General features: G+C 65.7%; 19 protein-coding genes. 5 read left to right on the top strand and 14 right to left on the bottom strand.

All coding sequences use genetic code 11. From position 1 onward, the window contains the following. Positions 1 to 2: 2 nt before the first annotated feature. Positions 3 to 767, bottom strand: a complete 765-nt coding sequence (locus NX1_RS15505; protein WP_068059005.1) for a crotonase/enoyl-CoA hydratase family protein — start codon at positions 765 to 767, stop codon at positions 3 to 5. After that, on the bottom strand, positions 764 to 2296 hold the full coding sequence (locus NX1_RS15500) for an acetyl-CoA acetyltransferase (protein WP_068059004.1): 1533 nt from the start codon (positions 2294 to 2296) through the stop codon (positions 764 to 766). The genes NX1_RS15505 and NX1_RS15500 overlap by 4 nt, the downstream gene beginning before the upstream one ends. A gap of 134 nt (positions 2297 to 2430) precedes the next feature. Here NX1_RS15500 and NX1_RS15495 point away from each other — a divergent pair, with 134 nt between their 5' ends. From NX1_RS15495 to NX1_RS15485, 3 genes are all read left to right on the top strand, one after another. Next, the gene (locus NX1_RS15495) at positions 2431 to 3195 is read left to right on the top strand and encodes a crotonase/enoyl-CoA hydratase family protein (RefSeq protein WP_084501463.1); all 765 of its coding nucleotides are present in this window, start codon (positions 2431 to 2433) and stop codon (positions 3193 to 3195) included. A 143-nt stretch (positions 3196 to 3338) separates the two neighbouring features. Next, positions 3339 to 4445 (top strand): glycoside hydrolase family 183 protein, encoded by a 1107-nt coding sequence (locus NX1_RS15490; RefSeq protein ID WP_068058999.1) that lies wholly within the window; start codon positions 3339 to 3341, stop codon positions 4443 to 4445. A gap of 76 nt (positions 4446 to 4521) precedes the next feature. Next, positions 4522 to 5217 carry a class I SAM-dependent methyltransferase gene (locus NX1_RS15485; protein WP_068058997.1) on the top strand — a complete coding sequence of 232 codons (696 nt, stop codon included), beginning with the start codon at positions 4522 to 4524 and terminating at the stop codon, positions 5215 to 5217. Positions 5218 to 5265: 48 nt separating this feature from the next. Here the strand turns inward: NX1_RS15485 and NX1_RS15480 are convergent, their stop codons facing one another. Next, positions 5266 to 5862: an alpha/beta hydrolase family protein gene (locus tag NX1_RS15480; RefSeq protein ID WP_068058996.1), complete on the bottom strand. Its 597-nt coding sequence runs from the start codon at positions 5860 to 5862 to the stop codon at positions 5266 to 5268. Positions 5863 to 6093: 231 nt separating this feature from the next. Between NX1_RS15480 and NX1_RS15475 the strand changes: the two genes are divergently transcribed. Both NX1_RS15475 and NX1_RS15470 read left to right on the top strand, forming a co-directional pair. After that, positions 6094 to 7929: an acyl-CoA dehydrogenase gene (locus NX1_RS15475; protein ID WP_068058994.1), complete on the top strand. Its 1836-nt coding sequence runs from the start codon at positions 6094 to 6096 to the stop codon at positions 7927 to 7929. A 169-nt stretch (positions 7930 to 8098) separates the two neighbouring features. After that, positions 8099 to 9184 (top strand): glycoside hydrolase family 183 protein, encoded by a 1086-nt coding sequence (locus NX1_RS15470; RefSeq protein ID WP_068058992.1) that lies wholly within the window; start codon positions 8099 to 8101, stop codon positions 9182 to 9184. A 183-nt stretch (positions 9185 to 9367) separates the two neighbouring features. Here NX1_RS15470 and NX1_RS15465 read toward each other — a convergent pair whose 3' ends face one another. The 11 genes from NX1_RS15465 to NX1_RS15415 form a co-directional block, all read right to left on the bottom strand. Next, positions 9368 to 9742: a hypothetical protein gene (locus tag NX1_RS15465; protein ID WP_068058990.1), complete on the bottom strand. Its 375-nt coding sequence runs from the start codon at positions 9740 to 9742 to the stop codon at positions 9368 to 9370. A 419-nt stretch (positions 9743 to 10161) separates the two neighbouring features. Beyond that, entirely contained in the window at positions 10162 to 10548 is a 387-nt protein-coding gene (locus NX1_RS15460; protein ID WP_068058988.1) for a hypothetical protein, read from the bottom strand. A gap of 659 nt (positions 10549 to 11207) precedes the next feature. Further along, the gene (locus NX1_RS15455) at positions 11208 to 11507 is read right to left on the bottom strand and encodes a hypothetical protein (RefSeq protein ID WP_068058986.1); all 300 of its coding nucleotides are present in this window, start codon (positions 11505 to 11507) and stop codon (positions 11208 to 11210) included. Further along, complete coding sequence (locus NX1_RS36280; RefSeq protein WP_068058984.1) at positions 11508 to 11717, bottom strand: hypothetical protein; 210 nt, start codon at positions 11715 to 11717, stop codon at positions 11508 to 11510. It lies immediately after the preceding gene. Next, positions 11717 to 12490 (bottom strand): N-acetylmuramoyl-L-alanine amidase, encoded by a 774-nt coding sequence (locus NX1_RS15445; protein ID WP_068058982.1) that lies wholly within the window; start codon positions 12488 to 12490, stop codon positions 11717 to 11719. Before NX1_RS15445 ends, NX1_RS36280 begins: the two co-directional genes overlap by 1 nt. A 101-nt stretch (positions 12491 to 12591) precedes the next feature. Next, entirely contained in the window at positions 12592 to 12954 is a 363-nt protein-coding gene (locus tag NX1_RS15440; RefSeq protein WP_068058980.1) for a hypothetical protein, read from the bottom strand. Positions 12955 to 13579: 625 nt separating this feature from the next. Continuing rightward, a complete protein-coding gene (locus NX1_RS15435) occupies positions 13580 to 14326 on the bottom strand; it encodes a hypothetical protein (protein ID WP_068058978.1) in 747 nt (248 codons plus the stop codon). A gap of 262 nt (positions 14327 to 14588) precedes the next feature. Then, entirely contained in the window at positions 14589 to 15149 is a 561-nt protein-coding gene (locus NX1_RS15430; RefSeq protein WP_157119764.1) for a hypothetical protein, read from the bottom strand. Positions 15150 to 15406: 257 nt separating this feature from the next. Next, complete coding sequence (locus NX1_RS15425) at positions 15407 to 18376, bottom strand: hypothetical protein (protein ID WP_068058974.1); 2970 nt, start codon at positions 18374 to 18376, stop codon at positions 15407 to 15409. A 454-nt stretch (positions 18377 to 18830) separates the two neighbouring features. Further along, on the bottom strand, positions 18831 to 19862 hold the full coding sequence (locus NX1_RS15420) for a hypothetical protein (RefSeq protein WP_157119763.1): 1032 nt from the start codon (positions 19860 to 19862) through the stop codon (positions 18831 to 18833). Positions 19863 to 19977: 115 nt separating this feature from the next. Continuing rightward, a complete protein-coding gene (locus tag NX1_RS15415) occupies positions 19978 to 20484 on the bottom strand; it encodes a hypothetical protein (RefSeq protein WP_157119762.1) in 507 nt (168 codons plus the stop codon). Positions 20485 to 20486: the final 2 nt, after the last annotated feature.

Genomic DNA, 20486 nt, shown 5'->3' with positions numbered 1-20486 from the left:
GGTCAGCGCCCCTGCCACTGCGGTTCGCGCTTCTGCGCGAACGCCAGCGCACCCTCCGCGGCGTCCTTGGAGAACAGCGCGGGCAGCGCGATCTCGCCCTGCTTGGCGAAGGACTCGGCCACCGACCAGTCCGGCGACTCGTCGATGATGCGCTTGCTCGCCGCGACCGAAAGCGGTGCGGCCGCGACGATTTCGGCGGCCAGCTGCAACGCGCCCGCCAGCGCGGCGCCGGGCTCGGTGACCCGATTGACCAGGCCGAGCTGGTAGAGCCGCTCGGCGCCGACGCGTCCGCCGGTCAACGCGAGCTCGGCCGCGATGGGCCGCGGCAGGCGCTGGGTCAGCCGCAGCACGCCGCCGCCCGCGGCCACCAAACCGCGCTTCACCTCGGGGATTCCGAATTGGGCGTCGCGCGCCGCGACGATCAGGTCACCGGAGAGCGCCAGCTCGAAACCACCCGCGAGCGCGAAACCCTCGACGGCCGAGATCATCGGCTTGGCGGGCGGTTTCGCGGTGATGCCGAGCGGACCCCGCCGCTGCGTCATCGGCATCTCACCCTTGGAGGCAGCGACGAGATCCATTCCCGCGCTGAAGGTTCCGCCCGCGCCGGTGAGCACGAGCACACGCGCGTCTGCGTCGTCCTCGAAGGCGTCGACGGCCGCCTCGATCGCCTGCGCCGTGGCGAGATCGATGGCGTTGCGTGCCTCCGGGCGGTTGACGGTCAGCAGCGTGATCGCGTCGCGGCGTTCGACGAGTACCTGATCGGTCATCGGGGGGTCCTCTCGTTGCGCAGGATGAGCTGGTCCGCGGCGGTGATTTCGGCGGTCGCGCCGATCGGGTCGCCGTCGGTGAACGCCGCCATGGTCTCGGCGTCGGAAACCCGAATCAGTATGCGGGCACCCGCCGGGTTCAGCGCGCTGATCACCACCGCCTCTGGCTCGTCGGCGCGCTCCGGCGCTGGACCCTTGCGGTAGGCGACGGTGTAGGCCTCGACGGTCGCCGGACCGGTGTAGCCGGGCTCGGTGTCGCGACGCGCGACGGGCGCCACGACCTCGGCCGCGCGAAAGAGCGTGGCGGGCGGGCGCGCCGAGTAGACGCCGACGCCGTGTTTGGTGATGTACCAGCCGAGCGCGGTTGCCAGACCGTAAGACTCGGGGTCCTCGCGAAGCCGCTCGGCGAGGGCGGCGATCGAGTGCGTGGCGTAGTTGTTGCCCGGTCCGCCCGCGAAGGTCAGACCGCCGGTGACCGAGAGCGGCCGCGCGGGATCGTCGATCGGCAGGCCAAGCGCCTCCGCCGCGACCTGCACCGCGACCGGGAAGCAGGAGTACAGGTCGATGTGGGCGACCTCGTCGATGCCGATACCCGCCGCGCCGAGCGCGGACTCGCCCGCCGCCGCGATCGCGGGCGAGGCGCTCATGTCGGCGCGCTCGGACACGAACCAGACGTCCGTGGCGGTCGCGCCGCCGTGCGGGAAGACCCACCGATCGCGCGGCACTCCCGCAGCATCGGCCGCTGCCGCGCTGCACACGATCAGGCCCGCGCCGAGATCCACCGAGAGGTTCGCGACGAGCAGCTTTGGATACGGCGTCGACACCAGCCGGTTGTTCGCGGAGGGCGTCGCCAGATCCAGAGCCGACTGAGACTTGGGCAGCCACGCGTACGGGTTGTCCGCGGCGACCGACGACAGCCGCGACCACAGCCCGCCGATGCGCTCGCGATGCTCGGCCTCGCTCAGGCCGAGCCTGCCGCGCAGCGCGGTCTCCATCAGCGCGTAGAAGTAGACAGGGCCCCATAGTCCGGCCGCGGTCTCCATCTCGGAGTTGGGCGCCTTGTCCGAACCGATCAGCTCGGTGGGCACGACATCCTCCGGCTGTTCGGGCCATTCCGGGCTCGCGCCCGCGCGAGTCGCCGCGTTCCAGGAAGCCACGGACTCGGCGCCGGTGATGAGTGCGATCTCGGACTTTCCGTCGGCGATGGCCTGCGCGACCACGTTGAGCAACCGCTGCGGCGCGTCGCCGCCGAACCGCACGGATTGCATCGTGCGCTTCGGCGCGGCCCCCAGCTCGGCTGCCACCAGCGCGCCGAGATCCGGATAAGGCTTGCTGACCGGGGCGACCGCGGCCACCAGATCGGCCCCCCGCAGCAGCCGGTCCCCTGTGCCGCTGTCCGCCCCCGCGCGGCGCAGCGATTCGGTGGCGAGTTCGACGGGGCCGGGCAGCCCGGGCTCCCCGGTTCTGTGCACGACCTGCCCGACGCCGACGAGCACCGGCGTCCGCGGATCCATTCCGGCTGGCAGCATTCTTCCCTCCGCTCCGACAAATTACCGTCAACATTGACGGTAATTTGGTTCGATTGAAGCAGACCGCTCCGACCAGGGCAATAGCACATGAACAAGAACTGACTCGAGAGTAAGATCCGGGCATGGGATCCGATATCGCACTACGGTTCGACGGCGACCGCGCACACGTCGCCCTGAACCGCCCGGACAAGCACAACGGACTGACCATCGAGATGCTCGGCGACCTGGTCGACGCCGCGCACACCGTCGCGAAGCGCGAGGACGTGCGGGCGGTGATCCTGTCCGGCAACGGTCCGAGTTTCAGCAGCGGCCTCGATGTCGCCAAAGCGACCCGCGATCCGCTCGCCGGTGCGCTCAACTTCGTGCCGCTGCCGTGGCGCGGTACCAATACCTTTCAGGAGGCCTGCTGGGCCTGGCGGCGCTTGAAGGTCCCGGTGATCGCCGCGGTGCACGGCCGTTGTTTCGGCGGCGGCCTCCAGATCGCGCTGGCCGCCGATGTTCGCTTCGCGACACCCGACGCGGAGTTCTCGGTCATGGAAGCCAAGCACGGCTTGGTCCCCGATATGACCGGCGCCGCCACACTGTCGCGATTGATCGGCATTGATAAGGCTTTGCTATTGACAATGACTGCCGACGTGGTCGACGCCGCCTACGCCGAACGCATCGGCCTCGTCACCGAAGTGACCGACGACCCGATCGCGGCCGCCGAGAAACTCGCCGATCGCATCGCGTCCCGCTCCCCGCACGCGGTGGCGGGCGCCAAGCGGCTGTTCGAGCGGTCTTGGCACGCATCAGCCCGGCGCACCTTCGGAATCGAGCGCGCCACACAGCTGCCGCTGATCCTGCGCTTGGTCACGAAGCGAGATGGAAGATCACACAAGGAGGACTTCATTTCGTAGGGACAAGATCGCAAGCCACCAATTTTCCCGGTTCGACTGCTAGCATTTCCGTCGATTTGCCAGCCATTCGAAATGTGCTTCGGAACACATCGGGGGGTGGTGTATCGAGGCCCGTTTCGGTGAGACCCGGAGGGCCCACGACCTTGAACAAGACCGCAAGAATCCTGCTTTCGACTCTGGCGGGTGGCACGGCCTTGCTTCTCACGGCAACTACCCCCGCCACGGCGAACCCAAACGCGATCAATCCGATTCCGGTGCTCAACGGCACCACCGGTCTGCCGAATCTGGCGGGTCGTAGCCGAGCGGTGTTCCAGGTGACCGGCATGGCGAGCCCCAACAACACCCAGACCTACAACGTGCTCGGCACCGACCTGGGCATCATGTGGGACAACGGCCAGGGCGAGATGCTGACCGCGTTCGGCGACACCGCGGGTCTCGGCTTCCCCAACCTGCTCGCGGGCAGCATGTGGGCCTGGCGCAGCAACATCCTGGTGCGCAGCAACACCAAGGACCCGGCCAACGGCATCTACTTCGACAGCGCGGTGCGCGACATCTTCGGGCAGGCGCGCGATCTCATTCCGAGCCCGAAGATTCCGTTCCTGGAGATCAGCCGCATCCCCACCGCGGGCATCGCGGTCGACGGCGTGCAGTACATGAGCCTGATGTCGGTGAAGACCTGGGACAACGTCGGCGAGTGGACCACCAACTACTCGGGCCTGGCCGCGTCCGCCGACAACGGGGAGACCTGGGCGGATCTCGGGCACACCCGGCGCCCGAACGAGGGCGGCAACGCCAACTTCCAGATGAACGCCTTCCTGAAGAACGGCGGCTACGTCTACGAGTACGGCACCCCCTCCGGACGCAACAACACCGCGTACGTCGCGCGGGTGCGCGAGCACGACATCCAGAACTTGGGCGAGTACGAGTACTGGGACGGCGAGGGCTGGCGCAAGAACGACGTCAACGCCGCGGCCCCGATCATGTGGGGCGTCGGCGAGCTGTCGGTCATGTGGAACGACTATCTCGGACAGTTCGTCACGCTGACGACGGACGCGTTCAACTCGGTCGTGATGCGGCGTTCTTCCTCGCCCGCGGGGCCGTGGAGCGATCCCGAGGTCCTGATCGACACCAGGGAGCTGCCGTCGGCCTACGCCCCCTCGATCTTCCCGTACCAGACCGGGCGCGACCTGTACTTCCTGACCACCGTGCACAGCCAGTACAACGTCGTCCTGATGCGCACCACCCTCTGATCATCGTGCCGCGCGAGTGGATACGGGCGCGGTGCCGACTGGTTGGCCGGATACAGCGGTTCCTAGACTCGCCGGTATGGATGCGGCCGATTGGGACGCGCGTTACGCGCAGAGTGAATTGGTCTGGGGCGCACCGCCGAACAGCACGGTGGTGGAGCACGTCTACGGGTTGGACCGGCGCGCGCCGCTGCGACCCGACACCGCCGACGGCGAGGAGCTCGGCCTGCCACGTGCGCTCGACCTGGCCTGCGGCGAGGGACGCAACGCCGTCTGGTTGGCCACGCACGGCTGGCAGGTGCACGCGGTCGACTACTCGCAGGTCGGCATCGACAAGGGGCGGACGGTGGCCACCCGGCTGTCCCGATCAGTGCGGGGACGAATCACCTGGCAATGCGCCGATGTCACCGATCTCGACGCCGCGGGGATCACCGGCCCCTACGAGCTGGTGCTGATGGTTTTCCTGCATCTGCCCGCCGAGCAGCGCCGCACCGTACTGCGTCGCGCCGCGGAAATGCTCGCGCCTGCGGGCACGCTGCTCGTCCTCGGACACGACACGCTGAACCTGACGGAGGGCTTCGGTGGCCCGCAAGACCCATCGATTCTCTTCACCCCTGACGAGGTCGTCGCCGACCTGGGTTCGGAGTCCGGCCTCGAGATCCACATCGCGGACCGAGTGCTGCGCCCCACGGAGGGCCGCGACGCGATCGACGCGCTGGTCATCGCGATCAAGCCCGCGCCGGAGCCCGTGGAAGCCGACGCGTCGACCTCCTGATCCGGGACGGCTTCACGTCGGCCGCGATTTCTCAGGCCGACCGGCGTTCTATTCCGACCAGCGCCGCAACCACGGCTGCACGGTCGCCGCGATGGTGTCGAATCCGGCGCGGAACGCATGCGGCTGGCCGGGGATCACGCGCACCTCGGCGGCGTCGGCCGCATCAGGGACGCCGAACGGATCGTTCGCCCCATTGATCACCACGACCTCGATGTCACCCGGCGCGAGCAACTCCTCGCGCCGCGATCTCTCCGGCTTACCCGGCGGATGCAGCGGAAACGAGAGCGCGAGCACGCCCCGAGCACGCGCGGCGACCGCGGTGCGGCACGCGACCCGAGCCCCATTGCTGCGCCCGCCCAGGACGACGGGGACGCCGCGGACTTTCTTCCGCAGGGCCGCCACGATCTCCAGCCAGGCCTGATCCTGCTTGTCCGCCGAGCCGGGCGCCCGCCGCCCGGCGACGCGATAGGGCTGCACCACCCTGGCCACCGCTCCGCCCAGCTCGAGGGCCGAATCGCGAACGACCAAAAGATCTTTCGCCTCGACGCCGCCGCCGGCGCCGTGCGTGAGCAACAGCAGGAACGACGGCTTGCGCGGCCGGTCGAACTCGATCTCGGCGGGCCCCGCGCTCGTCTCGATCTGCACACCTCACCGTAGCCGCCGTCGAGCGGAGAGCGCAGACGCAACGCTCAGGGGCTGTTTATCGCGTCACATTGGCCGTCGCCGTCTTTGCCTGCCCCTTACCGACCGGTAATATGGCGCATAAGTTACCCGCGAGTAGCATGCGGAAAACCGGAAGACATCCCCGGTGGCGACAACGGGCGGGAACGGCAACCAAACCGACCGCACCAACTCAACGGAGAGTGAGTACAGACAATGGGTCACTACAAGAGCAACGTCCGCGACCTTGAGTTCAACCTCTTCGAGGTCCTCGGACTCGGCAGCCTGCTCGACGCGGGCGCCTACGGCGACCTGGACAGCGACACCGTCAAGGAGATGCTCAACGAGGTGCGTCGCCTGGCCGAGGGCCCGCTGGCCGAGTCGTTCGTCGAGGGCGACCGCAACCCGCCGACCTTCGACCCCGAGACTCACGTCGTCACCCTGCCGGAAGCTTTCAAGAAGTCCTACCGCGCCCTCGAAGAGGGTGAGTGGATGAAGGTCGGCGTCCGCGAGGAGCTGGGCGGCCTCGGCGCTCCCGCCAGCGTCGTCTGGGCACTGAGCGAAATGATCCTCGGCGCCAACCCGCCCGCTCAGATGTACGGCGCGGGCCCGGGCTTCGCGCAGGTGTTCTACAACAACGGCACCGACGAGCAGAAGAAGTGGGCCCAGATCATCGCCGATCGCAACTGGGGCGCCACCATGGTGCTGACGGAGCCGGACGCGGGCTCCGACGTCGGCGCCGGCCGCACCAAGGCGATCAAGCAGGAAGACGGCACCTGGCACATCGAGGGCGTCAAGCGCTTCATCACCTCGGGTGACTCCGACGACCTGTTCGAGAACATCATGCACCTGGTGCTGGCTCGCCCCGAGGGCGCCGGCCCCGGCACCAAGGGTCTGTCGCTGTTCTTCGTGCCGAAGTACCACTTCGACTTCGAGACCCAGACCCTCGGCGACCGCAACGGCGTGTTCGTCACCAACGTCGAGCACAAGATGGGCATCAAGGTCTCGGCCACCTGTGAGGTCACCTTCGGCGGCCACGGCATCCCCGCCAAGGGATGGCTGGTCGGCGAGGTGCACAACGGCATCGCGCAGATGTTCGACGTCATCGAGAACGCCCGCATGATGGTCGGCACCAAGGCCATCGCGACCCTGTCGACCGGTTACCTGAACGCCCTCGACTACGCCAAGCAGCGCGTGCAGGGTGCGGATCTGACCCAGATGACCGACAAGGCCGCGCCGCGCGTCACCATCACCCACCACCCGGACGTGCGTCGTTCGCTGGCCCTGCAGAAGGCGTACGCCGAGGGCCTGCGCGCCATCTACCTCTACACCGCCGCGCACCAGAACGCCGACGTGGCGAACCTGGTCTCCGGCGCCGACGAGGACGTGGCCTTCCGGGTCAACGACCTGCTGCTGCCGATCGTCAAGGGTGTCGGTTCCGAGCGGGCCTACCAGTACCTGACCGAATCGCTGCAGACCTTCGGTGGCTCCGGCTTCCTGCAGGACTACCCGGTCGAGCAGTACATCCGCGACGCGAAGATCGACTCGCTCTACGAGGGCACCACCGCCATCCAGGCGCAGGACTTCTTCTTCCGCAAGATCGCTCGTGACCGCGGCGTCGCGCTGGCTCACGTGGCGGGCCAGGTGCAGAAGTTCATCGACTCGGAGGCGGGCAACGGCCGCCTGAAGGGCGAGCGCAAGCTGCTGGCCACCGCGCTCGAGGACGTCCAGGCCATGGCGGCCACCCTGACCGGCCACCTGATGGGCGCTCAGGAGCAGCCGACCGAGCTGTACAAGGTCGGCCTGGGTTCGGTGCGCTTCCTGCTCGCCGTCGGTGACCTGCTCATCGGCTGGCAGCTGCTGCGCCAGGCCGAGGTCGCCATCGCGGCGCTCGACGCGGGCGCGTCCGGCTCGGATGTGGCCTTCTACAACGGCAAGGTCGGTGTCGCGCAGTTCTTCGCGCGCAACGTCCTGCCCGAGCTGACCGCCACCCGCGCCGTCCTGGCCAACCTGGACAACGACATCATGGAGCTGGACGAGGCCGCCTTCTAAGGTCTCGCCGACACCGTCGAAACACCGCGAGAGCGGCCCGGATTCGTCCGGGCCGCTCTTTCGCGTTCGCGACGTGTCGGGTCACACAACGCCATCCTCGACCGAAATCGCAACGGACAGGCACAATGTTCGAGGCAGACCGCGCGCGCCACAGAAGGGATCCATCCGGATGAACCGATCGCTGTCCGCACTCGCCAGAGCCGGGGCCCTCGCCGCGGCCTGCACGGTCGCGTTGGCAGGCCCCGCCGCCGCCGACCCGAACAACGTGAATCCCATTCCGGTGCTGAACGGTTGGCGCGGACTACCGCAGCTGCCAGGCCCGACCAAGGCGGTCTTCCAGATGACCGGTATGGACAGTCCGAACCGCACGCAGAACGTCAACGTGCTCGGCACCGACCTCGGGATCATGTGGGACGACGGCAGCGGCCGGATGATCACCGCCTTCGGCGACAGCGCCGGTCTCGGCATCCCGAACCTCTTCGCGGGCAGCATGTGGGCCTGGACATCGAACGTGCTGTTCCGCAGCACCACCAAGGATCCGTCCGGCGGGATCTTCTTCGACAGCATCGTCCCCAATCCGCTGCCGAGCCCCAAGATTCCCGGCATCGAGATCAGTCTCATCCCCACCGCGGGCATTTCGGTGGGCGGCGTGCAGTACATGAGCCTGATGTCGGTGCGGGAGTGGGGTGATCACGGCAAGTGGAACACCAACTTCTCCACCCTCGCCGCCTCCGGTGACGGCGGCCAGACCTGGGTGCCGCTCACCACCACCCGCCGCGCGAACGTCGACGGGCACGAGCGCTTCCAGCAGAACGCCTTCCTGAAGCACGACGGCTACGTCTACCGCTACGGCACCGCCGCAGGCCGTAACAACCCCGGGTTCGTCTCGCGGACAAGGGAAGCCGACATCGCGAATATCGACTCCTACGAGTACTGGGACGGCGGCGCGTGGAAGCCGAACGACCCCATTGCCTCGGCGCCCATCGTGGACGGCGTGGCCGAACTGTCGGTGATGTGGAACGACCATCTCGGGCAATTCGTCATGCTCACCACGGATCCGGCGAACTCCATTGTCATGCGGACGGCTTCGTCGCCGCAGGGGCCGTGGGGCGCGCCGCGGGTGCTGATCGAGGCCGCGTCGCTGCCGACCGCGTACGCGCCGATGATCTTCCCGTATCAGACCGGGTCGGATCTGTACTTTCTGCTGACGGTGCACACGCAGTACAACGTGGTGCTCATGAAGACGCCGCTGTAGGTGCGTGAAAACGAAAGCGGCCCAGGCGTCCCCGGGCCGTTCTCGTCTGTAGCAATGCGCTCGCGGAGCAGTGAGGCGTGCGTGGGGCGATGTCGACGATCGTCACCCGGAGGCCGTTGCCCGACGCGAGCAGTAGTGCGCGACGCGGTCGACGCCGCGCTCACCGCGGTCAGTTCAGCGGCGTCACTTCGCCGAGCCGGTGCCGATCAGGTTGCCGAGGCCGACGAGCAGGTTGGAGGAGCCGGCGCCCCAGCCGTCCAGCCAGGGGTTGACATAACCGTCCGCGACCGGAAGCGGCTTCACGCCGCCGGAGCCGGTGGCAAGCAGGTTGGAAAGGCCGGTGGCGAAGTTCGAGGAACCGGTGGCCGAACCGGTGGCCTCACCCGCGGTCGGCAGCGGCTTCACACCGCCCGAACCGGTCGCCAGCAGGTTGGACAGACCGGTGGCGAAGTTGGACGAACCGGCGGCCGAACCGGTCTCCGCCGAGGCCACACCGGAACCACCGAGGACGATACCGGCGGCGACCACAGCGATGCCGAGCACGCGAATCTTGCTCATGGAATTCTTCTTCCTGGAAAGTTCTCGTCGACTACACCCTGCGGCCGACGCGCCTATGTCTATCACGCAAGATTTGCGGGCCACGACGTGATGATGAACGCATCGCAAATGCTCAGTTACGGGTAGTTCACCTTCACGCGTTCCGACGCGTGAACTCGCCCCCTGACGCCCGTGCCTGGATCTCTGCGATGACGTGCGGCGATAGCGGACCTTATGCGACATCGGGTTCACGCCGATTGCCAGCCGGTCGGCAAATACTTCCGCGCAGAAGGGATTTCGAAGCTGCGGATATCCGATCGCGCTGATTGGATGGGTTGTTCGGCGCGGTATAGCGAGTAGTGTTTCAGCAAACTCGCGGACTCCCCCGAAACGAAAAAATGCCCCGCCTCGATGAGGCGGGGCGTATTCGAGCTACGCGCTCACTTGGTGAGGTCGAGGTTCGCCGAACCGGTGATGAGCGTCTCCAGCAGCTTGGTCGTCGACTCCGAGGAACCGGCGTCCGAGGCGGTGGGCTTCGTGGCGGAGCCGGACGCCAGGTTCTCGGCCAGCGCGGTCAGCACCTCGGACGAACCGGTTGTGGTTTCGTTCGCGATGGCGGCGTTCGCGGTGGGCTTGGCGGCCGAACCGGACGCCAATGCCTCGACCAGAGTCGACAGCAACTCCGCCGAACCCGTCGTGGTTTCGTTGGCGATGACGCCGTTGGGCTCGGCGGCCGAACCGGTATCGGCGGCACTGGCGAGGCCGGGTCCGGCCAGCACGATTCCAGCGGCGGCGAAAGCGAAACCGAACGAACGAATCATCTTCATCTTCGAGATATCCCCTTGGAAGTTTTTCCTCCGTCGGCAACCGGCTGGCGGCCGACCGGATTGTTCTATCACAGGGGTCCAAGCGTTAACGATGAACCGGTAGCAATTCGAACGGTTGCGCGCAGTCCGGAATCTGCGAGCAACTCGGGATGAAAGGTTCACAAATGGTCGGCTCACGGTTTTCAACGGTCGATCCGAGCCTTCGAACAGCTGATCCCCAGTGCCAGCACATCACCCCAAATGCCCTCCCTACCAGGACGGATACCTCCCAATACGGTCTATAGTCCGCCAGTTTCCGGACCGGACCGCACCGTCGCCGACCATCGATGCCAGACCTTCACTCGACCACAAGCGCGCAATGTTACTAACGGGTCGGAGACCGGATCGACCGGTGAGATCTATTTCACAAAACCAATATGTAACGTTTCACCTGGCCAAATGACGGGAAGTTTGAAAGCAAGCCGTCGGCAATACTCCGACAATTCGAAAGCTTCGCCTCGAAAGCTTCGCCTCGAAAGCTTCGCCACGAAAGCTTCTGTTCGAACCTTGCACTCGAAAGTAGTCGCTGCGCGGTTCGACCTCAGATTTCCCGCCTGGAACGACAAAACGCCCCGCCTCCCACCCGGGAGACGGGGCTGTCCCAGCGGCCCGATAACCGCTCAGAGTTCCTCTTGCAACAAAGGCGGGATCTCGTAGCGGGCCGCCGGGGGTTCCTGGCCGGGAACGTGCAGGCGCAGGAAGCCGCGCAGTTCGTCGATGTGCTGCTGGAGGGCGCGGATCAGGCGGATGGCGTCGCGGAAGCGCTTCTTGTCGTCGACCGCCTGGCTCTCCAGAGTTTCGATCCGCGCGCGCAGTTTCGCGACTTCACGCGCCTGCCAGGCGGTGACGGCGCCGATGACCGTGGCCGCAGCGGCGCCGAAGGCCTGCACGAATTCCGGACTCAACCAACTCTGCGCCATTCATCGTCCGCCGTCCGGCCGAGCGACCGGCGTGACCGCCGGCCGGATGACCACACCCGCGATCACCGGGGTGAGCAGGCCGTAGAGCGTCAGCACCGACTCGATCCACGAGACATCGATCCGATGGCCGACGACGAAGGCGATCACCCCGGTGATCGCGACGAGCACCGAGCGGATCAGCGCGGGCTCGGGAAGTTTGGTGACGGCCATCAGTTCTTTCCTTCCATGGCGTCGAGCAGGCGATCGATCTTGAGTTCGAGCGCCTTCAGACGCTGCTCGTTGCGGTAATCGGCGGCGTCGGAATTGAGCACATAGCCGGCCACCGTGTCCCGGTACTCCGAATCGGCCACCCGAGACTGGAATCCGTACGTGAGCTCGAAGTGCACCCGGCGCAGCTTGTCCAGCAGTTCTCGTTGCTCCAAGTCGGAAAGTGCCACCAGCACACCACCTTTCAATCGTTCCGCGACATCGGCGCGGAATTGGTCCATATCCATGCCGCCGGGATCCCATTTGCCTTGCTTGGATCCGGCCCATTCCTTGTGGCCGATCACCCGATCGGCCCCGTGGCCGAGCCTGCGCAGAATCGCCGCGCAGCAGCCCACATACGCGTCGTATTGCTCGGGCGACCAGCCCTCGGTGCCGTTGTTCACGGCTTCGATGCCGATGGTGTGGAAGTTCGCGTCGTCCTCGGGCAGCCCCGGCCAGCGCCCGACCCCGGCGTGCCAGGCAACACCCGCGGCGACGACCGTGACAGTGCCGTCCCTGTCGAGGTGCAATTGCGATAGCGGACCTTCCAAATCCGGTAACCCGTAAGCGATTTCGGTGCACGGCGTGTGGGAGCCGCCGGTGTGATGGGCGATGACGCCCCAGATCTCGCCGAAATCTCCATGCCCGCGCTCGCGCCAGCCGGGGAATTCGACGACTCGCAAACCCTCCTCACGGAGGACGTCCGCCAACCAGACGGGATCGCCGGTCCATGACATGGTTGCCCTGCCTTTCCAATCGAATTTGCTGTGCGAGCGCGATATTCGCGCCCGCGAAGGCACCGGCGATTCAGCACGCCGACGCCTTCGCGGCGTGCTCGCTACGCGCCTGAGTTCGGCGGGAAGGCGTCGTACATGCTCTTCTTCCACCACAGGAGATAGTCGGTGTTCATGAACGGGATCGCGCCCTGAAGGCCGGACTCCACGTATTCGAACTCGCTGGGTTCCTCTCCCGGCGACGTTGGATTAGTCCGCGAACCCTGGCGAATCAGACACCGCTCGACGCCGAACGTGAAGTCCTCGGTACGCCAGTAAGTGGCGATGCCGCTCGGGACACCACCACCGCCGCCCCCGACGACGACGCCACCGCCCGGCTCGGCCCACACGAGCTCGCCGCCCGCAGGCACCTCGATGCTGGACCACTCGGTATTCGGGACGATAGAGATGCGAACAATTCTCGTCATGGAACAACTCCCATGATCAGGGCAGGTGCGAAACGCTCCCTGCCGAACCCACCGCCGCGCGGTCGCGCGTGGTGCTTCGTCGGCGCACCCGTTCCACCGCAAATGGAGGTGCTTCAAGGCCGTGCCGTTGAAGTCGTATAGTTGGTCCTGGGCGATGGCCGCGCGGAATGTTCTTCGCGCGGGCGGACGGCTCGATGCCGCTGACCTCTTTACGCGGTGTTCGCCGCGGAATGATTCCTTGATACGTCGGCAACCGTCGAGCAGCCGAGCTAAGGAATATGCGGCGGCGCAGTCAATTCATCCGCAGTGCGGCGGTCAGGCCCATTCGGCGGACTCACCAAACCAGGTTCCGATGCCGAGACGCCGCCGGAACAGCGGACGAAGCGATTCGATCAACGCCGCGTCCTCGGGTCTCGCAGATCGCGGGGCGACCTGCACAACGGGCGGTATGCGCGGTCGGCTACGCAAATCGAACCGCCGGGCTATCGTGCCAAGATGTCTGTAGTACAACCGCTTTCGAGCGGCAGGGCCGAGGCGACAACCCATTCCGAAACAGATGGATTCGGGCGTGCAGGAGACGGGCACGACGCTACCGCCGCCCCTTCCCGTCGCGCCGCGAGCCGGGTTACGACAACTGTCGTCGAACCCAGTCCGGGATCGCACTGTCCGGACGGCTGAAGGCTGTGAACTCCGCACGCAACTCATCGACGGATGGCGAGGGCATCCACTCGGAAATCTCCGAGTTCGAAAACGCCGCCCGATAGCGGTCCGGATCAGCGATCGAAATCTGGCCGCTCAACCAAGTTCCGGTCTCCGCGTCGTACGAAGCACGCTTGTGCTCGGTCAGCAACTGAAGCAGGCCCTCGGACGGGCGCACGTTGACCACCGTCCCGTCGACCCGCCGCACCTGCACGCCCGCTGCACCAGACGAGCCCACCAGCGTCACCCACAAGAGGGCGAAATCCCAACCGCTGCCGATTATCTCGACAGCCTCGGTCACGAGGGCACGCTCGATGACATCGATACCGACCGCCCCGGGCGACCAGGACTCCCACCGTGCGGCGATACCTTCGTTGGACAGCTCGCGATTCACCCAACCGATCATCTGCTCCACGATCCCGGGTGGGTGCGTGTCACAGAACAGGACGATATCCACCCCGGCGATCTCTATCAGCCCACGCTCCCGCGCCAGCTCTTCCGCATAGCCCGACCGAACCGCATGAACATAGCTGTTCAACTTCTGACGAAAGTCCTCGCTCAACACCGCGAGATCGCCCTCTCGATACGACCGCTCCTCGACCATCACCAATACCAGACGGCCGTCCGGCCCCACAGCGACCTGGTCGATACGATCGTGCTCCCCGACCGTCATCGGTCACCTCCGCATTCTTGTCGGTAGTCATCATCCGGCGCCGACCGAGATCGCCCAGCCGCCTGGCCACGCGCTGGTCTGCAGCCGCTTGCACCGCCCATGGTCGCGCAAGCGAAAACTAAGCTTTTCCAGTTGGTCTGGGTGTTACCGCCCGGCTGCGGCCTGTCAGTGGCCGACCTCTTCTCGCAGCCGCCCGCATCGCGCGGGTGACATCTCCTCGCCCGCAACTCGCCTGTGCGCTCCGGTGCGATGGTCCCGCCCGTCAGCGTCCCCGTGCGTCGGCATAGACTGGGAAGCGCTCGATCATCGCCGCGTCGAAGGACAGCGCGCGATCAAGAGAATCCCACTGGTGGAACCTGTCTCGACTCAAGTACCACTCCATCAGAGTCGCCGCGTCCTCTACCTGGCCGTTCAAAACGGACAGGACAACTGCCGCACGGAGGAGAACAGGATCTGGATTCTCCCGATCCCAGTCGTCTTGAGTGGCTGACGTTCGCGCGGCCGTGAGCAGCTTGTCTGGACTGTCGAATTGAGAGAACCAGTCAGCGACAGGCCCTTTGAGAAGACGCATGAATTCCCGGACGGCGTGATCAACGCCGGGTTCACCCCCCACCGAAATTTCCCCGGGGTCGAGAGGCCGCTCGAAGTACCCGAACTCCACCGACTCCATATAGTTTCGATCCCAGCCGCCCTTGGCCAACGCTTCCGCTGGCCAATCGCGCACAACCTCCTCGACGGCCGAGGACACGATCCAAGCGGTTGCGGCGATCCCCACGCCACCGTGACCGTTTCGCTGGATGGTGGCCATCACTGCGGACGTCATATTGGACACCCCGCTGTCGGGCCCGACAAACCAGATCCTGACCCACGACGGGTTCTCGGCCGTGGGTCCAGCAGTGCCCAAACTGTCCATAGGCCCCGAGGGAGCGAAGCCCTCCGCTGCCAAAGCCTCGGTCAGTCTCTGGACCACAATCGTCGTCAACCGTGCTTCACCAACGGCCATCACTGTCCCCTCTCGAAGTAGGCCGCCACCACCTTAGACCAACCCCTGACCAGGTTCCTGACCAGGCAGTTCAAACCCTAGAGATGCGCGGCATGAGTCATCGCTCGCAGTTCCTCGGCTCGGGTGATCTGATCGGGAGCGGCAGGCGGAGTTCGGATGTTCACGATCATCGATTGATCCACCGGCCGCTCGACCCCACGCGCAATCGACCGCAGCACTCCACTCGGCGCAGACAGCGAGTTCGTCAAAAATGAAAGCCCATTAGCGCCCTCGGTTACCGCGTCGCGCAAATCGAGGGACGCACTGATATTGCCTCCCTGCGGACTTCCGATCGAACGGCCAGGGGGAGCACCCGCACCCAAAAGGCTTTCTTCCAGCGCCTGCAGGCTTGGCCTGAGATTTCGAATCAATTCCAGCGCCTGATATCGAGCCTGATAATGGACCGCAGCTGGATAGTCTCCGAGATTGAAAGAGCGCCGAGCAGCCTCCGCATTCAGTTCCGAAAAAGCGCTCAGCGCCGAATCTCGCCACTCCGGGTTCTTGACCGTACCGTCGACCAGGTCCCCGAGAATCGTCGGATCGTCGGCCGCTCGCCTGAGTACCTCGTCCGTCGGCGCCCATTGGTCGTCCCAGCGCACTGTCTCGACACGGTCGACAACCATATCGCTCGGGTCGACCCGATTGCGCCGAAGGCGGGCGAGCAAATCCGGATTCTCAGCGAGGTCTATCTCCAGTTGTTTGCCGTTACCCGCATAATATCGGTAGCCGTCGAACTGGTCTGGCTGATACTGTGACTTATTGAACTTCGATTCGACCAAGACAAGATTGCCATTCTTGTCCACCGCAATGAAATCCGGCTTGAAGAACTCTCCAGGCTTCCCAGGAACGGGAATCTTCGCCTTTTCTCCGGCCGCGATGATCCTATAGCCCTGCAGCAAGAGTTTTGCCCGTGTGAGCGCGTCACCGACGAAGCCTCGAACATTGGAATCCTTCTCAATGTTCTCGACGTTCCAGTCAGGGTGGTTCTGGACCATGCCGTCGCGGTCCGGCGGCGTAACACGCTCGAGTGCACGCTGCTCAGGTAGTGGAGGGTTCGGCTTTGTTTGCTTTGGATCCCCGGTCGTGGTCGGCTGCTTTCCACCAGGCAACTTTTCCCGTGGAGGCATGGCTCCGTTCCTGGTGCCGGGGATGGAACCATCCCAAACCAGCTTGCCGTCGTCTCTGAGCTTCATGCCCAGCGGAACGCCTGTCTCCGTATCGGGAAGACTTCCGTCCCAGACGATCTTTCCGTTCTCGTCGAACATCGTGCCGTCCGGCAAACGCGGTAGATCGCTGGGCGACACTGCATCCGGAGCCGGGTGTGGGTCCAGCGCACCCTCGGGCAGCAGCGGTGGCCGCGGCCCGCGCGGCGCGGTCCCGCCCTCGGGCGCGTTTCCGCCGTGTCCGGCCGAGGGATGTCCGCCGCCAGGGCCGAGCACGCCCTCGCTGTCCATCGGTTGGTTACGGCGCGGTGTTCCTGGTCCGAATCCCGTTCCCTCCCAAGCCTCTTTGGGCGACTCCCACGGCCGCCGCAACGCTTCCATAGCTTCACGAGCCGCAGCCATAGCCCGATCGACCGCTCCCGGACTGCGGGTGCCTCCTCCGGCCGCGACACCACCTTCGTCGGTGGCACCGCCGATTCGTTCCGGCAGGCTCGGCCAAGGCTGGTCGGGTATGGCGGCACGGGCACCTGCCTCACCGAGGCCTGCTGCGAGACGTTCACCGTTCGCGAGGCCGGTCAAGCCCTTCGGCCCGGGAATGAAGAAGGTTGCGATGCCGAAGCCTGCGGTGCCGAGTGTTTCGAGGGGTTTGTCTGGAAACTGGCTCCAGTCGGTGCCGATGACGGCCTTCGACAGGTCGTTGTAGAAGTTCAGTGTTGCGTGCTGCTGGTCGAGCTTGCCGTCGGGGCTGTAGATCGGATTCCCGTTGGTGTCCTTGAAGGTTCCCCCGAGGTAGAGGTATTCCTTCGCCAAGTTCTTCCCGGTGTCGACGAGACCGTCGAAGGCTTGCTCCTGCGTCGGCAGATTCAGCGGCACCGATACGTCGTCCCACAACCCGGCCATGGCGCCGAGACCGACAAGGGCATGGACGCCCGCTTTGTTTCCGCCTTTGGCGATGGGGTTCCAGAAGAAGACTGTGTCGATGACTTTATCGGCGATACCCAGGGTGTCGATGGTGCCCGGAGCGACTTTGGGGCCTCCCTCGAGGATGTTGCCTTCGGTGTCGTAAACGGTGACACCGAGGTGCACATCCAGGCGGGTGATCGTCGTCTTGCCTTCGGCATCGGTGCCGATGGTGTCGCGGTACCACTGACCGGGCTTGTTACCGCGGAATTCATGAGTGGTCTTGCCGCTCTCGTCGATACGGTATAGATGCACACCTTTGTCGGTCGTTTCCGTACGGGTCAGGACCGGCTTGCCCTGACTGTCCGGGGACACATCCCATCGCTTGTCGCCGAGGATCTTCCAGCCGTACCCGTCACTGTCGACCTGACCGGTGAATGTGCTGACCAGCCCGCCATTTCCGTCTCGGGTGGTGGCGGAGAACGTCTTGTTGCCGTAGTTGTCGACGTGGACGTTGTCGTAGAGGCCGTTCGTGTTGGCGTGACCTACGTCGGTGCCGACTCTGTTGCCTTGCTGGTCGTAGGAGGCGGTGGCCGTAGTCTTGTAGTCGGACGACATTCCGAATTCGTGACTCGGCCGACCCGAGGTCGATTCTCCTGGATTGAAGTGCTGGCCGTAGACGTCGCTGTCCTGGGTGTCTTTGCCGGCATATGAAGAGGTCCCAGTGGAGTCGTCATTCCACCGTTGCCAACCTCCCAGTCCGTTGCCCGCGACACGCGAGTTCGTCTTGCTGCCATCAGGATTGGTAATGACCTGGTCGACGGTCTGATTACCGTTTCCCTGCGGGATCGTGTTCACTACGGTTCGCCCGTCGGGCAGTGTGGTGGTCCACGTATCGCCCTCCTTGCGGCCAGTGGTGTCGGGCAGGCCGTAGATATCTGCCACGGCTCATCGCCTCCTCGAAGGTTTCAGGCGCGCAGAATCCGGCTCGAAATGCCGCAAGAGCCAGCCGGTCTCAGAGGGGCTGCCGCAGTGCACAATTCGGCCTGACAATCACGCGGTAAGGAACGATTGACCGGCCCGACGAGGGGCCGAAAAGCGGCATGTCGATGGGCCGTTCGCCGATTCAGGGGGCGTACCCAGCCGTTAGGCGCCGCTGGCGATACCCCGCAGGAACGTCGGCGGGGATACGGTCGAGTCCGACCGTTACCGACAGATCGGCAGTATCTGGATGCGGTTGTTAGACACGGCTCATCCCCTCTAATCCAGAGGTCCCCCCGCCGATCAGACGCCCGGCGGCCGAAGCGATCGAGTAGCGGCACAGGTGCGTCATCGGGCAGGAGTGCCGCAGTCGACGGCACGCGGAAGTAGAACAGCGAGTGGGTAGCGGGCCGGCCGGTCAGGTGATCCGCAGGTAAGTATTGGCCGCGTTGATCGTGGCCGTCGAGAAGGCGGGCCACTGACTGGTATCGGTGACCTCGAGCGTGATTCGGTCACCCTGCGCTACCGCGACGGTTGCGCTCGCGGTCGCCGGATTGGCCGACGTACCGGTGGCGATGACCGTGTTGTTCTTCTTGAGGCGCACGGCAATCGCGTTCGAATACGTTCCGTTCGTCCAGCCAGCGCTGCCGACGATCGTGGCCGAGGCGTGCGCGCCTTGGCTCACCAGGGCATTCGTATCCACGGTCGAGCCCGGGTAATTCGCGGTGTCCGCGGTCCAGTTGATCACCTGTACCCAGGCGTTCTGGGCGTTTGGCCCGGGCTGGGTCCCGCTCTTGTTCATTCCCGACGGCCGGAAGCCCGGCGCGGCGGTCGCCGTGAGAGTGCCGCTACCTGCCAATTGCGCGGAAGCCGCGACAGGCGGAAGGACGAGCGCACCGGTCGCGGTGGCCGTGCCGTAGAACGCCGACACCGCACCGGAATGCGGTACGACGGTGGCTGACAACTCACCCGCGCCGCGCGCGATCGCGTTGATCGCCGCCGCGCGGCCATCGCTGCCGAACCCGGCGGAAACCAGCACCTTCGCCGAAAGCCCCGCCGCGACCTGGGCACGCGCCGAACCGCCGCTCTCGAAGCCAACGACACCGGACTGGCTCGGGGTGTGCTGTGCCGCCAATTGTCCTGACGCAGTGCTGATGCCCTGTTCGGATGTCGATGCGACGGCCGACGCGAGCAGCGCGCCGGCACCCGTCGTGTCAGCACGGATGAACGGGATGACTACGGGAATGTACTTGCCCGCAACGAAAGCCACCGGCGCCGAAGGCAACGCCGAGCGGCTGGCGGGCGACGCCGGGATTGCTGGAGTAGCCGATGGCGACACAGGCAGTCTCGCCGATTTGAATGCAGGGTCTGCCACAGCGACTTCCTTCAAAACGATTGGTATCCAATGATTCACGTCTCCCGTGCGAGCAACCGCGAGCATGGAGCCCAAGGCGGGAAACGAAGACTCCGGGAAACGAAATGCCGCGCCCGACCATTGGCCGAGCGCGGCACCACGTCGGGCGGCAAGCGCCGCCCGGGTTCTGCCTGCGGGTCGAAGGCCCTGACTACCCGGAATTGCTGGAGACAGCCGCCGTGGCGGTACCCAGCGCGTAGAACGACGGCAACGCATCGCAGTACATCGCGCTTTCCGCCGAAAGCTCGCCGGTACCGGTGAACGTGGCATCGGCAGCCACACCACGGTTGTCGGCGTCGAACGACGCGTTCAGCACCACAGCCCCACCGGAACCGACGACCACACGCGCCGTAGGTGACGCGGTGTCGCCGAAACCGGGGACGACCGATTGCGACGATCGCGTCACGGCCGTCAGCAGACCGGCTTCACCGACGGCGGCCGCTGCTCTCGCGGACGGAGTGGAGGGCGCGGCCGGACCGGCGACGCCCGCGAAGGCCGCGTACACGAAGGCGGGCACGACTGGGACCCGCGTCCCGTCGATGACGGTGACCGGTGTCCTCGGTAGCGCCCCCGCGCGGGCTGACGGCGCCGGAACGGAAAGAGCCACCGTCGGCGGCGCAGGCAGAGCCGCCGTGATCACCTGACCTGGTGGTGTCATCG

The organism is Nocardia xishanensis NBRC 101358 (assembly GCF_001613365.1).
Taxonomy (GTDB): Bacteria; Actinomycetota; Actinomycetes; order Mycobacteriales; family Mycobacteriaceae; genus Nocardia; species Nocardia xishanensis.
This window is presented reverse-complemented; position numbering and strand designations above follow the sequence as displayed.

Excerpts from the sequence above, each read along its gene's own strand:
- NX1_RS15445 (WP_068058982.1), bottom strand. The coding sequence starts at position 12,490 with ATGTCATGGACCGGCGATCCCGTCTGGTTGGCGGACGTCCTCCGTGAG.
- NX1_RS15435 (WP_068058978.1), bottom strand. The coding sequence starts at position 14,326 with ATGACGGTCGGGGAGCACGATCGTATCGACCAGGTCGCTGTGGGGCCG.
- NX1_RS15455 (WP_068058986.1), bottom strand. The coding sequence starts at position 11,507 with ATGGCGCAGAGTTGGTTGAGTCCGGAATTCGTGCAGGCCTTCGGCGCC.
- NX1_RS15500 (WP_068059004.1), bottom strand. The coding sequence starts at position 2,296 with ATGCTGCCAGCCGGAATGGATCCGCGGACGCCGGTGCTCGTCGGCGTC.
- NX1_RS15415 (WP_157119762.1), bottom strand. The coding sequence starts at position 20,484 with ATGACACCACCAGGTCAGGTGATCACGGCGGCTCTGCCTGCGCCGCCG.
- NX1_RS15465 (WP_068058990.1), bottom strand. The coding sequence starts at position 9,742 with ATGAGCAAGATTCGCGTGCTCGGCATCGCTGTGGTCGCCGCCGGTATC.
- NX1_RS15430 (WP_157119764.1), bottom strand. The coding sequence starts at position 15,149 with ATGACGTCCGCAGTGATGGCCACCATCCAGCGAAACGGTCACGGTGGC.
- NX1_RS15485 (WP_068058997.1), top strand. The coding sequence starts at position 4,522 with ATGGATGCGGCCGATTGGGACGCGCGTTACGCGCAGAGTGAATTGGTC.
- NX1_RS36280 (WP_068058984.1), bottom strand. The coding sequence starts at position 11,717 with ATGGCCGTCACCAAACTTCCCGAGCCCGCGCTGATCCGCTCGGTGCTC.
- NX1_RS15460 (WP_068058988.1), bottom strand. The coding sequence starts at position 10,548 with ATGAAGATGATTCGTTCGTTCGGTTTCGCTTTCGCCGCCGCTGGAATC.
- NX1_RS15475 (WP_068058994.1), top strand. The coding sequence starts at position 6,094 with ATGGGTCACTACAAGAGCAACGTCCGCGACCTTGAGTTCAACCTCTTC.
- NX1_RS15505 (WP_068059005.1), bottom strand. The coding sequence starts at position 767 with ATGACCGATCAGGTACTCGTCGAACGCCGCGACGCGATCACGCTGCTG.
- NX1_RS15440 (WP_068058980.1), bottom strand. The coding sequence starts at position 12,954 with ATGACGAGAATTGTTCGCATCTCTATCGTCCCGAATACCGAGTGGTCC.
- NX1_RS15470 (WP_068058992.1), top strand. The coding sequence starts at position 8,099 with ATGAACCGATCGCTGTCCGCACTCGCCAGAGCCGGGGCCCTCGCCGCG.